12 protein-coding genes and 1 pseudogene are annotated in these 17,087 nt (G+C 58.4%); 9 read left to right on the top strand and 4 right to left on the bottom strand.

Translation table 11 applies throughout. The features are described from left to right. Positions 1 to 386: 386 nt before the first annotated feature. The gene (gene dnaA, locus ACX80Q_RS14385) at positions 387 to 1,823 is read right to left on the bottom strand and encodes a chromosomal replication initiator protein DnaA (RefSeq protein WP_459331218.1); all 1,437 of its coding nucleotides are present in this window, start codon (positions 1,821 to 1,823) and stop codon (positions 387 to 389) included. 566 nt (positions 1,824 to 2,389) lie between these two features. Here dnaA and rpmH point away from each other — a divergent pair. The 9 genes and pseudogenes from rpmH (at position 2,390) to ACX80Q_RS14340 (ending at position 11,590) form a co-directional block, all read left to right on the top strand. After that, entirely contained in the window at positions 2,390 to 2,527 is a 138-nt protein-coding gene (gene rpmH, locus ACX80Q_RS14380; RefSeq protein ID WP_044569795.1) for a 50S ribosomal protein L34, read from the top strand. A gap of 55 nt (positions 2,528 to 2,582) precedes the next feature. Next, positions 2,583 to 3,008, top strand: coding sequence for a ribonuclease P protein component (rnpA, locus tag ACX80Q_RS14375; RefSeq protein WP_459331217.1), 426 nt, complete (start codon positions 2,583 to 2,585; stop codon positions 3,006 to 3,008). Next, positions 3,005 to 3,400 carry a membrane protein insertion efficiency factor YidD gene (gene yidD, locus ACX80Q_RS14370; protein ID WP_459331216.1) on the top strand — a complete coding sequence of 132 codons (396 nt, stop codon included), beginning with the start codon at positions 3,005 to 3,007 and terminating at the stop codon, positions 3,398 to 3,400. The genes rnpA and yidD overlap by 4 nt, the downstream gene beginning before the upstream one ends. 18 nt (positions 3,401 to 3,418) lie before the next feature. Then, positions 3,419 to 4,381 carry a membrane protein insertase YidC gene (gene yidC / locus ACX80Q_RS14365; RefSeq protein ID WP_459331215.1) on the top strand — a complete coding sequence of 321 codons (963 nt, stop codon included), beginning with the start codon at positions 3,419 to 3,421 and terminating at the stop codon, positions 4,379 to 4,381. Beyond that, positions 4,381 to 4,917 (top strand): Jag family protein, encoded by a 537-nt coding sequence (locus tag ACX80Q_RS14360; protein ID WP_459331214.1) that lies wholly within the window; start codon positions 4,381 to 4,383, stop codon positions 4,915 to 4,917. Before yidC ends, ACX80Q_RS14360 begins: the two co-directional genes overlap by 1 nt. 84 nt (positions 4,918 to 5,001) lie before the next feature. Next, positions 5,002 to 5,640: a 16S rRNA (guanine(527)-N(7))-methyltransferase RsmG gene (rsmG, locus tag ACX80Q_RS14355; RefSeq protein ID WP_459331213.1), complete on the top strand. Its 639-nt coding sequence runs from the start codon at positions 5,002 to 5,004 to the stop codon at positions 5,638 to 5,640. Between the two features lie 116 nt (positions 5,641 to 5,756). Beyond that, positions 5,757 to 6,770 (top strand): ParA family protein, encoded by a 1,014-nt coding sequence (locus ACX80Q_RS14350; RefSeq protein ID WP_459331245.1) that lies wholly within the window; start codon positions 5,757 to 5,759, stop codon positions 6,768 to 6,770. An 86-nt stretch (positions 6,771 to 6,856) separates the two neighbouring features. Then, positions 6,857 to 7,867, top strand: a complete 1,011-nt coding sequence (locus tag ACX80Q_RS14345; protein ID WP_459331212.1) for a ParB/RepB/Spo0J family partition protein — start codon at positions 6,857 to 6,859, stop codon at positions 7,865 to 7,867. A 2,718-nt stretch (positions 7,868 to 10,585) separates the two neighbouring features. Then, positions 10,586 to 11,590 (top strand): annotated as a pseudogene (locus ACX80Q_RS14340) (IS256 family transposase). Between the two features lie 1,348 nt (positions 11,591 to 12,938). Here the strand turns inward: ACX80Q_RS14340 and ACX80Q_RS14335 are convergent. The 3 genes from ACX80Q_RS14335 to ACX80Q_RS14325 form a co-directional block, all read right to left on the bottom strand. Continuing rightward, entirely contained in the window at positions 12,939 to 13,121 is a 183-nt protein-coding gene (locus ACX80Q_RS14335; protein WP_459331211.1) for a hypothetical protein, read from the bottom strand. Positions 13,122 to 13,786: 665 nt separating this feature from the next. Next, the gene (locus ACX80Q_RS14330) at positions 13,787 to 13,984 is read right to left on the bottom strand and encodes a hypothetical protein (RefSeq protein WP_459331210.1); all 198 of its coding nucleotides are present in this window, start codon (positions 13,982 to 13,984) and stop codon (positions 13,787 to 13,789) included. Between the two features lie 691 nt (positions 13,985 to 14,675). Continuing rightward, complete coding sequence (locus tag ACX80Q_RS14325) at positions 14,676 to 16,733, bottom strand: HNH endonuclease signature motif containing protein (protein ID WP_459331209.1); 2,058 nt, start codon at positions 16,731 to 16,733, stop codon at positions 14,676 to 14,678. Between the last annotated feature and the right edge of the window lie 354 nt (positions 16,734 to 17,087).

Genomic DNA, 17,087 nt, shown 5'->3' with positions numbered 1-17,087 from the left:
ACACCACTGGAATTACATACTTTCCAACAGCTTAGCCCCTTGGTGGGCCCATGTGGGCATTGGACTTTCCCTCAACGAGGGAGCTGACCGGGGCAAAGGTAAATGTTGTTTGAAACGAATGAATCTTGTAGTTAGAAGTGTTAATAAGTCCTGTGGATACTGTGGATAACTGCCCCTGGCCACGCCGTCTAGGCGATGTTGCCTGTGCACAGCTTGTGAGGCTCCACCGCTTTGAGCTGTGGGCGGCGGTGGAGAACTTTGTGGCCCGATTTAATGATCCACAGCTGCCCTGGGGGTTATCCGCAGGAAGGGGGTGGTTGTGCACTTAACCATCCACAGGGTTATCCACAGCTGTTAATTTTAGGATTTTTTCTCCGCTTCGCGGATTAGCCCTCGCGTTGCTGCTGTTTGATCTTGTTTGTCAGCTCGGTCACCTGGTTGTAGATGGCGCGGCGTTCGGCCATCAATTCCCGGATCTTCCGGTCTGCGTGGATCACTGTGGTGTGGTCGCGGCCACCGAATTCCTGACCAATTTTGGGAAGGGACATATCGGTCAGTTCCCGGCAGAGGTACATGGCGATCTGGCGGGCCGTCACCAGCGAGCGGGTTCGGGACTTGCTGCAGAGTTCTTCGAGGGAGATGTTGAAGTAGGCGGCCGTCTGCCCCAGGATCGCGGCAGAGGTGACTTCCTGAGCGCCGTCGTCGGTAATCAGGTCCTTGAGAACCAGCTCAGCCAAGCCCACATCCACCGGTTGGCGGTTGAGGCTGGCGAAGGCAGTGACGCGGATGAGGGCGCCTTCAAGCTCACGAATATTGGTGGAGATCTTCGAGGCGATGTATTCCAAAGCGTCATCGGGGGCGGAAAGCCCCTCACCAATGGCCTTCTTGCGCAGAATTGCGATGCGGGTTTCCAGCTCCGGGGGCTGAACATCAGTCAGCAGGCCCCACTCAAAACGTGAACGCATCCGCTCCTCAAAGCCCTGCAAGCGCTTGGGAGGCAGATCGGAGGTGATAACCACCTGCTTGTTGTGGTTGTGCAGGGCGTTAAAGGTGTGGAAGAACTCTTCCTGGGTGGCGTCCTTGTTGGCCAGGAACTGGATGTCATCAATCAGCAGGATGTCCACGTTGCGGTAAAGCTGCTTGAAGCTGGCACCCTCGTCATCGCGGATCGAGTTGATGAAGTCATTGGTGAACTCTTCTGAGTTGACGTAGCGAACCCGAATGCCTGTGTAAAGCCGGCGTGCATAGTGGCCAATTGCGTGGAGCAGGTGGGTCTTACCCAAACCCGAATCACCGTAAATGAACAACGGGTTGTAGGCCTTGGCCGGAGCCTCGGCAACTGCTACAGCGGCCGCGTGGGCAAAACGGTTGGAGGAACCAATGACGAAGGAATCAAAGACGTACTTCGGGTTGAGCCGGCCAAACTCCTGTGAGGTGCTGGGCAGAGTGGGTGCCGGCTTGGAGACCTGCTCGGTCCGTTCGGTGTGTGTGGGGTGTTCGGTGCGCACGGCAACCGGGGCAGCAACGGGCTCCTCTTCCTTGACCGGAGGCACCAGATCGGCATTGACGCTGAAAGCACAGCTGATTTCTTCCGAGAAAACCTGGGAAAGGGCGTCGCTGAGCGCGGTGCTGAGCTGAGTTTGGAGAACCTCACGAGTCAATTCGTTGGGAACAGCCACCAGCAAGGTGTTCCCAATCAGACCCTGGGGCTGGGTGAGGACAACAAAACCACGCTGGCGCGGCGAAACGCGTTCGTCTTGCTCAAGAATCCGTATGACACGCCGCCAGGAACTACCAACGTCATTGATGTCCTCAGTGCTCATTGGCAGTTCCACCCTTACTACCGGTTGGTGAACCGGAATATTTGTTAATGACGTGCGCACTGCACGTGACTTCTATTACACATCGGCACGCTCTGGCCAAGACGTGTATGTAGCTGTTAAATCGCGGTAATCCACAGAGTTATGCACATCCGTGGATAACTTTCTACGGGCCTAGCCTAAGGGATGCATAGGCCAGAAGATAGCGGGGGAAACTGCTTGTGGATAAATGTCACAGGAGGCCGCCTCCGGGAACACAGTCCACAGTGTTTGTCCACGGGGTTATGCACAGCTGTGGATGAGGGCTGTGGGAATGGGTTAAGGTGGTTTGCTGACGGATTTGGCCGGGCCGTGAGCCCCTCAACGCCGGGCTTTGGCAAACCCTGGTTTGACTGCTGAGGCTTAAATGACCTAACGTTGTGAAGTCCCATGTGTCTGCTTTGCGCTCTTGCGTGTGCCTCTTCTAACAGAGTGGCGAATGAGCAGGCATCCATATACTTAGCGTCGACCCCTTTCTTACCTGTTAGCTACGGGCAAGGCGCATCTTTGATTGTCTTGGAGTAACTACCGTGAGCAAGCGGACTTTTCAGCCGAACAACCGCCGTCGTGCCAAGAAGCACGGCTTCCGCCTTCGCATGCGCACCCGCGCCGGCCGCGCCATTTTGGCAGCACGCCGCACCAAGGGTCGCGTAGAGCTGTCGGCCTAAACAATAACTGCTTGACGATTCGTCGGGCCTTAGTGAAGTAGCGGTTGATCGCAGGGTGCTAGCCACCAAGAATAGAATGCGGACTTCCGCCAACTTCTCACATACTGTACGTTCCGGCGTCCGCAATGGACGCCGGAACTTAGTGTTATATATGGTGTCCACTTCTCCGGATGCGCCCAGCCAAGTTGGGTTCATCGTGGCGAAGACTGTTGGGAACGCTGTGACCCGAAATCTCGTTAAACGGAGACTAAGGGAAATTGTTGTCGAGACAATTAAGCAGCATCCCCAGGGAGTCAATGTAGTGGTGCGGGCTTTGCCCGTAGCCGCCAATGCCTCCTTCAGTGACCTTGTCAAGGACTACCGCAAGGCAGTCTCAACTGTTTTCCCCCGCCTGCGGGAGAGAACAGGAGAGACTGCCCTGTTGGCACCAACACCTGCAGTGGACAAGGCCGACGAGTCTAAAGGAGAAGATGTGTTGTGACCCCGTCACCAACTGAACATCGCGCGCTCAGGCCCTTGGCCGCCGTCGCACGTTTCGTTTGGCATCTTCCCCGCAATATTCTTATCATCGTTTTGAAACTGTACCGGCGCGTCGTCTCACCCACTTATGGGCAGGTGTGCCGGTTTTTTCCGTCATGTTCGGCTTATGCTTTGGAAGCTGTGACCGTTCACGGTGCAGTCAAGGGCAGTTGGTTTGCTGCGCGCCGGATTGTGCGGTGCCACCCTTGGAACGCTGGCGGCCTTGACCCGGTTCCTTCACCGGCCAATGTTGATTGGGATGACCCTTCCACGGTGCCCCTGATTGTCCAGCTGAACCACCCGCATGTTTTTCTGGCCAAGCAACAGGAAACACAAAGCCGCAACGCGGCTTGAGGAGATTAGAAAAGAAAAATGGGCTTCTTCGATACGATTCTGTTCCCCTTCAAATGGCTTGTGTCATGGATCATGGTGCAGTTCCATGATGGCTTGACCTTCCTCGGGATGGATGCTGCCTCCGGTATCACGTGGACGCTGTCCATCATCGGCTTGGTCTTGGTCATCCGTGCCGCGTTGATTCCTGTGTTCGTCAAGCAGATCAAGGCCCAGCGCGGCATGCAGGCGCTGCAGCCGGACATGAAGAAGCTTCAGGCCAAGTACAAGGGCAAGACTGACCAGCTGTCCCGCCAGGCCATGGGCCAGGAACAGATGGCCTTGTACAAGGAACACGGTACCAACCCGTTCTCCGCGTGCCTGCCCATGTTGATTCAGATGCCGTTCTTCTTCTCCCTGTTCCAAGTGCTGTCCGGTGTGGCCAAGGCCAACGCCGACAACGTTGGCATCGGCGCCATGACCCACGACCAGGTGGTCCAGTTTGATCAGGCCACCATCTTTGGCGCCCCGCTGTCCGCTGCCTTCCTGCCGCAGCTCCAAGGTGGCGACCTCAACGTAGCTGTTGTTTGGCTCTCCATCATCATGATTCTGGCCATGATTGCCTCGCAGTTCATCACGCAGAAGCAGATCATGTCTAAGAACATGTCTGAAGAAGCCATGCAGGGCCCCTTCATGAAGCAGCAGAAGATGATGCTGTACGTTCTTCCGCTCGTGTTCGGTATTGGTGGCGTGAACTTCCCCATTGGTGTTTTGATCTACTGGACCACCACCAACATCTGGACCATGGGGCAGCAGTTCTTCGTGATCCGCCGCATGCCTACGCCCGGCTCGCCTGCCTACAAGGAGTACCAGAAGCGCCGCGAAGCCAAGGGCTTGCCGCTGTTGGGTGTCTCGAAGAAGAAGGTCGAGGAAGTTGTTGAAGAGATTCCTGAGCCCAAGGGCCAGCGCAGCCAGCCACAACGTAAGAACAGGAAGAAGAAATAATGCCTGATGAAACGCAACTTGCCACTGAAGTCATTGACGAGGCAGCAGCCCCTGCGGGCACCGGTGCAAGCCGTCTGGAAGAAGAAGGCGACATCGCCGCCGACTACCTCGAAGAACTTCTGGACATTGCCGATATCGATGGCGATATTGACATTGAAGTCCGCAACGGACGCACCTACATTTCCATCGTGACAGATGAAGAAACCGATTCACTGGCCAACCTAGTTGGCGAGGGCGGGGAAGTTTTGGATGCCTTGCAGGAACTGACGCGTTTGAGCGTTCTCTCCGCAACGGAGAACCGCTCACGCCTGGTTCTGGATATCTCCGGCTACCGTGACCGCCGCAACGTGGAATTGGCGAAGATTGCCGGCGATGCTGCTGCGGAGATCAAGGCCGGCAGCGCTTCTGTTGCACTGGAGCCGATGGGTGCCTACGAACGCAAGATTGTGCACGACGCCATTGCCGAATTGGGTTTGGAGTCAGAGTCCGAGGGTGAAGGCGCCCAGCGCCATATCGTGGTGTCAGCCGCCGAATAGGGCGTGCTGGTTTAGAAGTTTACAAATGGTCCCGGCCCCCGCCTCCAGCAGTGGGTGGGACCACGGTTAAGAGGACACAAAATAGTGGTGGAACTTACTGCACAAGAGGCCGTTGCAGCGGAACGCATTTTTGGCGATCGTTTGGATCTCGCCAAGCGCTACGTGGAGCATTTGGCAACATCGGGGATTGAGCGTGGGCTGATCGGTCCGCGTGAAGTGCCCCGCTTGTGGAGCCGCCACGTGTTGAACTGCGCTGTTGTTGCGGAACTGATTGCCGACGGCGCAAAGGTTGCCGATGTGGGCAGCGGCGCGGGACTGCCAGGACTCTGCTTGGCGATTGCCCGCCCAGACCTGTACCTGACGCTCATTGAGCCGTTGGAGCGCCGGGTGGTCTGGCTGGAGGAAGTGGTCATGGACCTGGGTCTGAACAACGTGGAGATTGTACGCTCGCGTGCCGAGGCAGCCATAGGCAAGGTGGAATGCTCAGTTGTCACAGCCCGTGCAGTTTCAGCGTTGGATACCCTGGCGCCACTGACCATCCCACTCCTGGGCGGTGAAGGTGAGCTCTTGGCGATCAAGGGGCGCAGCGCCGAAGAAGAAATTAACAAGGCGGCCAAGACTCTCAAGAAGCTTGGCGGTTACCAGACCGAAGTGTTGGTTGCCGGCCAGGATGTATTGGAAGAACCCACCACAGTGGTTCGGGTCAAGGTGAAGCGGCGCTGATCCACACTCGTGTGGGTCGGAACCGATAGGCTAGAGGTTGGCAACCATTGCCTGAGGAAAGTGAGAGTGTCAGCGTGACCAGTAGCGAAGCAGCTTCGCAACGGATCCCCCCGTTCATGACGTTGGGGTCGGCACGTTCAAATGCCTCCAATCAACCCAAATCAGTTGATTATTCATATATGGGCGCCAAGACGGATGTTTCACGTGAAACAGACCCCATTGCGGCTATTCCGCTGGACAACGAGTTTGACGACAGTAGCCCCATTGCAAGCCAGCTGGTCAGTGAAACCAAGCGACGCGAGCGACTGCTGGGGCGCAAGTTGCCGCGCCCCTCGCGCACCAGGATCTTGACCGTCGCCAACCAGAAGGGCGGCGTTGGCAAGACAACCACGACTGTCAATGTTGCGGCAGCCTTGGCATCTGCCGGCTTGCAGGTTTTGGTTATAGATATTGACCCCCAAGGAAATGCATCAACAGCCCTGGGTGTACCTCACCACGCCGACGTTGACAGCATCTATGATGTTTTGATCAACGACGTTCCCATGTCTGATGTCATTGCAGAATGCCCTGACATCGCAAATCTCTATTGCGCTCCAGCCACCATCCACCTTGCCGGCGCGGAAATTGAGCTGGTATCCCTCGTGGCGCGTGAGCAGCGACTCCGGCGCGCGATTGATGAGTATGTAAAGTACCGTGCGGCGCAAGGACAGGAACGGCTTGACTTCATTTTCATCGACTGTCCTCCGAGTTTGGGACTGCTAACGGTCAATGCCTTCTGCGCTGCCAATGAGGTGATGATCCCCATTCAGTGTGAATACTACGCGCTGGAGGGGCTGAGTCAGCTGTTGAAAAACATTGAGATGATCCAAAAGCACCTCAACTCAGATCTTGTGGTTTCGACGATTCTTTTGACAATGTACGACGGGCGAACCAATTTGGCCGCGCACGTGGCAGCCGACGTCCGTGAGCACTTCCCCAAGCAGGTCTTGCGGGCGCTGATCCCACGGTCCGTCAGGATTTCCGAGGCTCCGAGTTACCAGCAGACCGTCATGACCTACGATCCCTCATCGACCGGGGCGCTGTCCTATCTGGAGGCTGCGGCTGAGCTGGCGGAGCGTTCCACAGAATAGTGTGTCCCGCCGCTACGAACTTTGCAGATTACAATGAATTTCAACAGACCCCACTTTTTGGGGCTCATTCAACGGAGGAAGTCTCAATGACTGACAAGCGCAGGGGTCTTGGTCGCGGTTTGGGTGCTTTGATACCAAGCTCTTCCGGTGATGAGAGTGGATCCACACAGCCCACGAGGCCCGTAGACTTGTTCTTCCCGGAGCCCAAGGGACGCAAGGCCGCGGCAGCGCCAGTGCGTACTGCCAAGAAAACCTCCCCTGAGGCGGTGGAACTCGTAGAAGTTCCGGGTGCACGCTTTTTGGATCTTCCGGTTGGCCAGATCCACCCGAACCGCAAGCAGCCCAGGACCGTTTTCGATGAAGACGATATGGCTGAACTTGTTCACTCTGTACGTGAAATTGGTGTTCTTCAGCCCATTGTGGTGCGTGTATCCACCGAAGTTGGCGATCAGCCGTACGAATTGGTCATGGGTGAGCGCCGCTGGCGTGCCAGCCAGGCCGCTGGCCTGGAAACAATTCCGGTAATTGTTCGGGATACCAGTGATGACAACCTGCTCCGCGACGCACTGTTGGAGAACCTGCACCGCAGCCAACTTAATCCCTTGGAAGAAGCAGCCGCGTATCAGCAGTTGCTGGAGGATTTTGGCACCACTCACGAGCAATTGGCTGACCGGATTGGGCGTTCGCGTCCCCAGGTTTCCAATACGCTGCGACTCCTGAAGCTTCCTCCTGTTGTGCAGCGCAGGGTGGCAGCCGGGGTCTTGTCCGCTGGCCACGCGCGTGCTTTGCTTGCTTTGCCGGAAGCTGCCGCCATGGAGCAGTTGGCTCAGAAAATTGTGGCTGAAGGCATGTCTGTCAGGGCCACTGAGGAAGCTGTGCAGTTGTACCAGGCCCCGTTGAGTGGACAGAAGCCGGCGGCAAAGGCGCCTAGCCCTCGCCACGAGCGTTTGGATTTCTTGGCCAGCTCACTGTCCGACCGCCTCGACACCAACGTGAAGATTTCTCTTGGCGCCCGTAAGGGCAAGGTCAGTATCGAATTCGCGTCGGTTGAAGATCTCAATCGGATCATGGATGTCCTGAGCCCCGGCAGCAACTAGTTCTTTTATTTGACTATCGGCAGTGTTTCACGTGAAACACTGCCGATAGTCATTTAATGGACGTTCTCCAGGATTGATTCTAAGCTCGCGTTTTTTGCGAAGCTCGGGGTGGAATCTGCAACGCAGGGGGTGAATTGAGGAATGCAATTGGTGTTTCACGTGAAACCTTCCATTCTTGTGGAATGCGGCAGCGAAGCTAAGATTGCTGGTCGCCCAGTGGGCGGAATGCAAATTCCTACTGTGATGGTGACATATCCTGCAGCTACATTGTGTGGGCTGGATTCTTTAGATGGCACTCCTCAAAGGAACCTGGTTTTCCAAGAGATGAACCTTTTGCGCTTGGGTTGCTTGAGTTGGGCACCTCGCCTACCGGGGGAGGGGTATTGCTCGATCGACGAATTGCCAATTGCTTGACGGCTCGCTGTGAATCGAGGCACCTGGTGCACCGAGGAACTGCTGGTTCCTGGCCACGAGTGAGACGCCAAGCCCCGGAGTTGTCCCTGGCGGATCGGCTCCAAAGCCCGTTGTTGCTGTTGGCGGCGTGGGCCAGTCGGCCCATAGCCGGGATCCAGAACGGCCAGTTAGTGGGCAAGAACATTACGGCGGGCCCGATTGTCCATGATTGTGAGCCATGACGGGAGGGCACCAATCGTCCAATCAGCCATGAGAGCCAAGCTAAGGCCCCAGCTTCAATGACCCCACCCCGTCGTGACAATCAGGGCCATGGGACGCTAGGGCGCCACCTCAGGCGCTGGTGGGCGCGGGACAGTCCTCAGTCTCCCGTTACGGAGGTGGCAAAACTCTGCCCGTCTCCACCTGGAGGGTGTCCCGATGATTCTCGTCAAGTGGGGCTGGCCGCTCCTCTTTCGAAAGTCTGAGAATCAGTTCTGGGCAGCGCTGTGTTTCCGGAGGTGTAGTGCCACAGGCGCGTAGCCGCACCGGGTTGTGTGGTTTTCGGTGTTGGCGTATCCAGAGCGTACCGTCACGGAGCATGGCGAACATGACGTCACAGGGCCTGGGTGCGAGAGCGTGCAGGGTTTGGCTGTACTCCCGGTGTTCGGTGCGTTTCCTGTTGCAGTAGGCGCGTGAGAGTGGTTCTTCAACGCTTCGAACGCGTAGACGAGGAATGCCCGCTTCAGTGTCCTATTGTTCTAGAGTGAGGGGTGATCTCCTCGGATCGAGGTCCGGGGGTGCCACATGACCAGGCCAGCCCTCCGGTATACGAGGCTAGGTGTCCGGAACTCAACCCGGCTGTGCGTAGTTGCCTGATCATCGCGACGAGCTGGGTCATGGCGATGCCTGCTGCACAGTTGTCGGAGGTGACCACAGATTGCTCCGCTAGGGCCATGAATACCTCAACTTCCCAACGTTTCCCGGCCCGCGGCTTCGGCGATGATGTCAGCGTCACGGGCGTCGGTTTGGTTTTGCAGCGAGGTAGGTCGGCGATATGGGGCATCATCAGCCCCGGAATGTGCCTAGCCAGAATGCCCTCAGCCTGGGCCACAGCGAACGGCTGGGCACCAGTTGAGGACTGATGAACAACTAGCAGCACAGTGCCATTGCCGGCCACTGCCCGTCGATCACACGAATTCCGACCATGTCCTGAGGCAAGGCCCGGCATTTTTGGTTGCTGCGGAGCTACGCGGCGCTTTTCTGTGCTGGTCCGGTCCCCATTAGCAATCCTCCGGCGCGTATCGGACGATGGTGACAACACCCGACCGATTCGTTAACGACTGTGGGGACTTAGTCAGGCCGGGACATGCAGACCAAGAATCCCCATCCTTACTCATTTGGAAGGGCTACCATGAAGCCGACGAGGCATGGGTGAGCGGCCAGATCGGCAGGGTATTCGGCGATGAAGGTGGAGTTGAGTGTTTCACGTGAAACGTGCGGGGGCTATGGTCGCGGATACCCGACGATTGGCGGCACGCCCCAAGAGAAATGTGGAAGGTGGGCCAGGTGGGCGAGCGGTACGGCAGGCTGGCGTGGGTGCGGATATCCGATGACTTCACTTCCCCTGCCACCGCTTTTGAGTGTCCAGCGGATACGCGTTCGGTACTGTTGATGGCCACAGTTGTTTCGGGCCTTGTCCAGGCCCGCATGCTGCCGCCGCAGACCAGAACCACTGATCTGCTCCACATGTTTGGGGGCGATGTTTCAGGAGGCCTTGGCCGGTCCGCCTGGGGTCAATTGGGTGTGCGGTTCCACGCCTGCCATTTGATGGGCCCAATTTTCAATGGGCGGATTGTGGATGTCAGCGCCAGTCTTCAAGCCGTGAGAATCACTCCAAGAAGGAGTGCCCACCGACCCCATCGCTGGGTTTGGGCTAGACGACTAGCTCTGGCCGATCCCGTCAGGTAACCGAGGCCTCGGTGTGCCATGACTACAGGAAGCAACGAGCCCACCACCACTAGCCGCGACGGAGGTGGTGCAGGCACAGGGCGCTGGTCGGTCCAATAAAGAATATCTGGCAGCTGGCCTGATCCCGTGAGGTTTTCAAACGCGAGGCCAAAGAGGTGGCCAGAAATATTATGGCGGGGCAACAAGAAGTTCATCCAGTCGCTCATTCTTCGACCGCTGAACGAAAGCACTTTCGGGATGCGTCCCGTGGCGTGGTCTAGTTCCCGGCCTCGGGGTATCCGATTTCCGACGTGAAGAGCCATCGTGCGATGGTCAGTGAGAACCGATCAAAGAACTCACAGAGGACACAAACACACGATGGCTCTAGACCTGTCTGCCTTACTCGACCTGCTTGGCCAGCTTAAACTCACTGATGTATCCGACCGGCTCCGGACAGCGATGGAAACCTTGTATCAACAACTCGTTGAGCCAGGCGCCGTCGCGTTGAGCAGGCCCTCTACGCGGTCGTGCTGGAGGTAAACCTGCACCGGGTTTTCACCCGCACGGTCGACGATTCAGCCGAGGCTCTTGGTGCAGATACCGGGATTCGGCAAGTCCGAGGTCTCCCGGATCTGCGAGGAACTCGATCACGAAGTTGGCGCTTTCCGTGACTGTGGTCTCTCCAGCGGTCGCTGTCGTTTTCGGGGTTGCTGCGGACGGGCGCCGGGAAGTTCTGGGCTTTGATGCTCGTGACAGCGAGAACGACGGGTTCTGGGCGGCGTTCCTGCGCTCCATGAAAACCCGTGGACTGGACGGGGTGTGGCTGTCGATGTCCGACGCCCACTTGGGCCTTAATAGCCATCACGGTCTGTCAGGGTGCTTCATTGCAGCGCTGCCGGGTGCATGTGATGCGTAACGTACTCTCGATCGTGCCCAAAGGATCCTAGGACATGGTCGGCTCAAGCATTCAGACCGCTTTCGCCTAGCCCGGCGCCGAACACGTGGACACTCAGTTCGATGAAGCCACCAGAATGCTGCAAAAATCACATCCAAGGGTCGCGGCAATGCTCAGTGAAGCGAGGGAGACGTGCTCGCGTTCACCGGCTTCCCGGCCAGGCACTGGCGCCAGATCTGGTCTACCAATCCCATGGAGCGGGTCAACAAGGAAATCAAACGAAGCACCGATCTTGTCGGGGTCGTCCCCAACCTCGCAGCTCGGCTCCGGCTCGCCGGCGACGTCCTCGTTGAGCGACACGACGGATGGGAAGGCGGGGACCGCCGCTGCCTCTCCGGGCCTCCATGACCGAACTCAAGGCCATGGACACCACAACCACCGCCCCGGTGGAAGAAGGAAATTTGCTCCCAGAACTCACTGCAGCATGATCAAAGCACTGAACGGCACAGTGTTGAGAAAAACCCCACCACTCCACGGGACGCAACCCAAGCGCGTCTGTGGTGCCGCATCTGTAGCAGCGGACTCGAGTGTCTGTCTACGCCTGGCTGGACAATGAGTTGAGGATGCGACTGTTGCTGCGGATGGGTTCCCCCGGTACAACGACATCGCAGACTTGATTGCGGCAAGCAACCCAGTCTGATGAGGACCTGATTCTGCTCGGCGGCAGCCCATCTCCGTGAGCTCACAGCACCTTTTTCATCCGCGATGCCGAAACGATCATGGTGCAACAGATTCCGCACGTCGCCGATAGCTGACCCGGCCCGCCTGCATCCATCGTTCGGCTGTCGGCTCAGAATGCGGCACGGACCCAGGGGAGACACCACGGAAATAGACACCGCAGCTCGATAGCTCGGCACCGAGAAGTATCCCACCGTCTGGACACCCGCGTATATGCATGCGGAGCTGCCACGTTCACCTGGGGTGCACGTTCCTATTCCTTCAGGGACCCGAAGCGGACAGCTCGGGACACCTGATCTTGTTGAAGCCGTTCCGCAGTCTAAGGGAGCAGCCGCGGAGATGAACGCTCTGCGTGGTTTGCGGTTGCCGGTCCGTTTGGCCGCAAGGTTGCTGGCGCCTCGCCGAAAGCGGGTGGGTGGCGAGGGTTCCGAGCAAGACTCCTGCCCTTGGCGAGGACCCTATGGCTGGGCTCGATCCCTGCAGCGGATGCCGGAAGTCGTGCCCGGACGCAAATGGTACGTCTCAGGTCTGTGTCAGGAAGTTGCCAAGTCCAGGCCTCCCACTACACCGGCCAACCTCGGCGGACTTCGCTGTTCGAGGTGTATCGGCCTGTGAGCGTCATTGCCAAAACCCTTCGTGCTGCCAGGCGAGGCTGCTGCCGTTAAAGGCTAGGAACACGAGTCGCGGGCTGTGAGACTGGAATTTTTGTAGGATCGTCGGTAGCCGCAGTCGATGTAGAAGATGTCCCCGATTCCACTTTGCGTCGCATGTCAGGGGGAGTCTTGGCGGAGTTGACGATCTTGCTGATCCTTTCCAGGTGGCTGACTGCCGCCCTGCGCGGAGTGCCCGCGGCATCAGAGCCTGGCCGGAAGGTGCGTTGGGCGGGTGCTGTGACAAGAGGGTCGGTCAAGAATTGCGCAGGGTGAGCGCTAGATATCTGAGCCGCTTCAGTGAATCCGGCAGAAGCTCCGATGATCAGATTGGCCTAGGGCGTGTCCTCGGGGGCATCGAACAGGCCCGCGGCGGCACCGGTTGGCCAGGTGTTGCCGGTGGATCCGGCCCGCCGAAGTGCACCGGCCGCTGGCTGGCGGAGGGTGCCTAGTGTGAGGTGACTTGATGGGAGTGCATCTGGGCGGGGCCGTCGCCCAGGTGACGTGGAGAGGTGAAATAGGTGTGGCGTTCATGGGAGTCGCTCTCGCGAATTGCCTGTATGGCGCTCCCGGCTGCGAGCAGCTCAGATGGGCGGTCGTGGGCGGTGGTGGGCGGGAGGATATACCTCATTGCGGATACTGTGCTCAGGGGCAGCACCTCCTGCCGGTTGATCACTTCCATCCCAAGAATTGCCATGCCGACGGCGAGGTGTGAGACCATCTAGTGCTGGCGGCACCTTGTAGTGGCTCATTGCGGCCCCTGCAGTCTCCCTCAACCGTAGTGGGCCGCACGGGATACAGGGGAGGGTCAGATACTCCTCGTTCTCCACAGATCCATCTGAACGAGCGACAGACCCATATAGGCTGGTTGACACGGAGTTGAATGGTGTCGAAGTTTCACGTGAAACAACGAGGTTGCGGCCCAACTCCCACCAAGGACAAATACGGGTGCCCATGTTTTTTCCGTCAAGGGTGGGAAGAAGTATCGCTGAGGTCTCTTGCGTGGTTGTTCGTCGGGCAGGATTTGATGGCTTGTGGTGTGTTCACGTCAGCTAGTGGTTGTTGGTGCTAGACAGCCTTGAGCATCGGCGCCTCGCATTAGGCGCAGAGTCGGAGCATCGCGAAGAGAGCGTCGCAGCGCCGCCGGGTGCTTCCGGGCCAGGCCAGCCTCGCGTAGCTTTTTTGGTGGCGGGTATTCGATCCGCAAATCACCGGCGATCGGATCAGGGTCCAGATACGCGATACGACGCGTAACTTTTCCGGGACTGTAGCCGCCCACGATGCACTTGGCCTGAGTCACGGCGGCAGGCAGGGCACCTTCGTTGATGGCAGGTCCATAACCAGCAGCACGGCGTTCTTTCCTCCCCGGTCGATGGCGACCGCGTGGTATTTGCTCTTGCCGATGTCAAAACCACCAAAGATATCGACTTCATCGTGGTTCTTGATCAACGCAATCCTGTCAAAAGTGGTGTCCTGTGAAACTCGCGTTGGCATGGCATGGCATGGCATGGGCGGCCGCGGCAGGGCTCGGCATCTTTGGTCGTGGCTGAGCTACATGCAGTTTCCATGCGCTGTTGTGCTCCCCATTAGCGCTACCCACTAGCGATCCGCATTAGTGATCCCGTGGCGGCTATCTGATTCCGGTGGCATCTCCGGAGCATGGATAGTTGGGGGATTTACTCATGCCCAGCCCACAGGCCATCATCCCCGCTCTTCACGGCCTTGTTGCCTGAGTGCGAAGCTGCTCCCCGTGGCCTTGATGGCACCTCTAGGAATGGAGATCAAGCTCAGTGAAGGAGAGAAAACATCGAGCAGCTCCTGCACTGTGTTGGCCGGAATCTCCCGCTAGTATTTGAGTTCCGCGACTTGGTGCAATGCGGGACTCGATGATCGCCACCGCTGACGTGCCAACCGCGGCAGACAATCGGCCTCGCACCGCAATAGTGGCTGCCAGCCACGACACCCTATGCCACACGCCCGTCATCAACTGACACGCCAGGCGGACCTGCATGCCTGGCGATCAAACCCCGTCCTTCCGGCGCCCATGAATGCAAAAGTTCGAGTTGACCGAAAGTTCAAGAACTTGATCGGCTGTTCTGACGTCAAGCCCTGTTTCACGTGAAACGTGCTCTGGCGGCGTCGCGCTACATTCATTCGACTCTGGCCACCGGTGGCTGTGAAAGGGTCAGTCCTCGTGTGGTTCGTTGAGGTAGTACTGGAGGGATTGTTCAGCGAGCTGTTGATGGCCCTCGTCGGTGTCGGGGAAGGCCCAGTCTGGTGGTTCGGGCAGGGATTCGGTGCAGTAGTCTTCCTCGATGGCCACGGCGATCATTTCGTTTTCATCCAAGAGGCTGAGGTGGGCGGTGTCCTGGTACGGGGCGTCGAGGCGTTGCTGGATGTTCTTCTTGAGCCATTTGGGGTATCTGGCTGCTTGGGTTTCTAGGGGTTGGGGTGGGTGGTAGCGGCCCGACGGTGACGTCCAGCCGGGGCGGCCGTTGGCAGTCATAACTGCAGTCCAGCCGCGTAGTTTCAGCGCCCGCCGTTCCTGGCTTTGATGCTCGCGGAACTTGCCGGTGCGAGTTTTGCCATCCCTGAAGTGTTTGGCCAGGTGGTGGCGTTTGCACAGATATTCAAGGTTGCCCTTGGTGCTGCGCCCGCCCCGTTCCCAGGGCAGGAGATGATCGAGTTCCGCCAGTGACGCTTTTGCGGTGCATCCGGGGAATTGGCAGTAGTGGTCGCGCCCGCGGAGCATGAGCCGCATGGCCTTGCCCACCCGGTAGCTATCCGGGGCGAGGTCCAAGGGCTCGTTGGTGATGGGATCGGTCAAGACCCGGTAGAAACTGGAAGACCCGGCCAGTAGCCGTTTGGCGATCTCCACACTGATGGGACCGTATCCTTCCAGAACTGCTGGGGCATTGGTATGCCCCAGCAGCGACAGCGCAGGGACGCTCACCAACACCACGGCCCGGGGCAGGGGTGGCCCGTCAACCCCGCAATAGTCAGCATCAGCATCAGTGGCCAGGACCGGTTGCAGGCGTGGAGGTGAGGCGTTGGGGTGCCAATCGGGATGGTTGCGGACATCGGGATCCATAAAGCCCGGGTCCCTATAGTCGGGGTCATCGAAGACGGGTACGCAGCGGGACGGGATCCGGTAGAGGCCGTTGTCAGCATCCGGGAAGGGAGCCCCGGCGCAGGGATCAGGCTCGATGGACCGTTTGCCTGCCCCGGCAAGTAGGGCTCCTGTGTTGCCGCCGGGAGTGCCCGGGCTGCCGGCGCTGGTGGTGAAGGTGGCGTCGCCGTGGGGAGAGCTACCGGTGGGTGTGGGTGGGGTGTGGATGCTGTTCTGTGCCAGGGGCTGGTTCAGGAGCAGGGCTGCGGCGACGTCGGCCCGGAGCTGGGTCAGAGTGCGGGGTTCGTGGGGGCCTTGCGCAGATTGGGCGGTGAGGGTGCATTGGTCCCAGATGCCTTCGACAGTGGCGGCTGGGGCGTACAGGCTCAGCCAGGACATGCCGTCATGGGCGCGACTGACTCCCAGCGACCGTTTCTGGAAGGCGTTGCGGGTGCGTGCCGGGATGCTCTCGGGATGGAGATGTTCACGGAGCCGACGGGCTTTGCCCTTGAAACTGTTCAGCGAGCAATCCTGGGCCTTGCCCAGCAATAGGCCCTCATACTCAGTGACGGATTCTGCTGGCAGTCCGTTATTGCGCAGCAGCATGGTTTCCTCGGCAATGATCACGGCGTACGGCCAACCCAGTTCGCCGCTGCCCACGCGTTCATGCGTGGCAGGCAGCTCGCGAACCATGACGGTGCAATGTTCCACCAAGCCATTGGCTGCGGCCTCACTGATGCCCAGAACAGTTCCGATCTCGGCATTCGAACCAGACATGGACATATCATTTTGCCACTTGTCTAGGCCCAGGAGTCTGCGCTCTGTTGCTGCCGCCGTGGCGTAGCGCTCCAGCACCGCAGCCAGGGCCGCCGCGGTGCGGTTCGCCAAGCCGTTGAACGCAGCCACCATGCCAACGCATTCGTCCATGAGCGCCTGCACCACACCCAACTGAGACGGGGGCACCTGACCAGGTCCGCGAGCCAGGGATGGAAGGCACGGCAACGCAGACACAGCTTCCATGTCGGTAACCAGGGGTTCAATGGACGGAAGGACGATTGCAGCGACCAGTTCCGCCACAGCCACTGTGGTGGATGAATCTTCCCAGCCATCCGGGAAATTCACTGAACCGCCCATGGATACAGTATAGTCTCTATATTCTTGTAAATCAATAGTCTATTTTAAAGTTTCATACATACATTCGAGTAGTGAATCCATGGCCACGCCCTAGTTCTTGTATGGACATTCAACACCTGAGGCTGCCCGACAGTGCCGATTTCGGATGCCAAGATCCTTCGCCTGGGTCCATGGCCATGTGTTGCGGGACGCACCCGACTCGAGTCGGCGGGGTGTTTCACGTGAAACACCATTTAGGGCCGAAGATCTGAGCAAACGACAGAAATGCGGCGCAACATTCTGAAGCTTAGAATCAATCTGGGAGAAGACGGAATCGGGAGCTTAAAGGGGTGTGGACCGGACATTGTCCGGTCC

This window comes from Arthrobacter sp. HLT1-20 (assembly GCF_054510895.1).
Note: the sequence above shows the minus strand (reverse complement) of the source record. Positions and strands in the feature narration are given on the sequence as shown.

Excerpts from the sequence above, each read along its gene's own strand:
- ACX80Q_RS14350 (WP_459331245.1), top strand. The coding sequence starts at position 5,757 with ATGACGTTGGGGTCGGCACGTTCAAATGCCTCCAATCAACCCAAATCA.
- ACX80Q_RS14345 (WP_459331212.1), top strand. The coding sequence starts at position 6,857 with ATGACTGACAAGCGCAGGGGTCTTGGTCGCGGTTTGGGTGCTTTGATA.
- ACX80Q_RS14360 (WP_459331214.1), top strand. The coding sequence starts at position 4,381 with ATGCCTGATGAAACGCAACTTGCCACTGAAGTCATTGACGAGGCAGCA.
- yidC (WP_459331215.1), top strand. The coding sequence starts at position 3,419 with ATGGGCTTCTTCGATACGATTCTGTTCCCCTTCAAATGGCTTGTGTCA.
- ACX80Q_RS14325 (WP_459331209.1), bottom strand. The coding sequence starts at position 16,733 with ATGGGCGGTTCAGTGAATTTCCCGGATGGCTGGGAAGATTCATCCACC.
- ACX80Q_RS14330 (WP_459331210.1), bottom strand. The coding sequence starts at position 13,984 with ATGCCAACGCGAGTTTCACAGGACACCACTTTTGACAGGATTGCGTTG.
- dnaA (WP_459331218.1), bottom strand. The coding sequence starts at position 1,823 with ATGAGCACTGAGGACATCAATGACGTTGGTAGTTCCTGGCGGCGTGTC.
- ACX80Q_RS14335 (WP_459331211.1), bottom strand. The coding sequence starts at position 13,121 with ATGAGGTATATCCTCCCGCCCACCACCGCCCACGACCGCCCATCTGAG.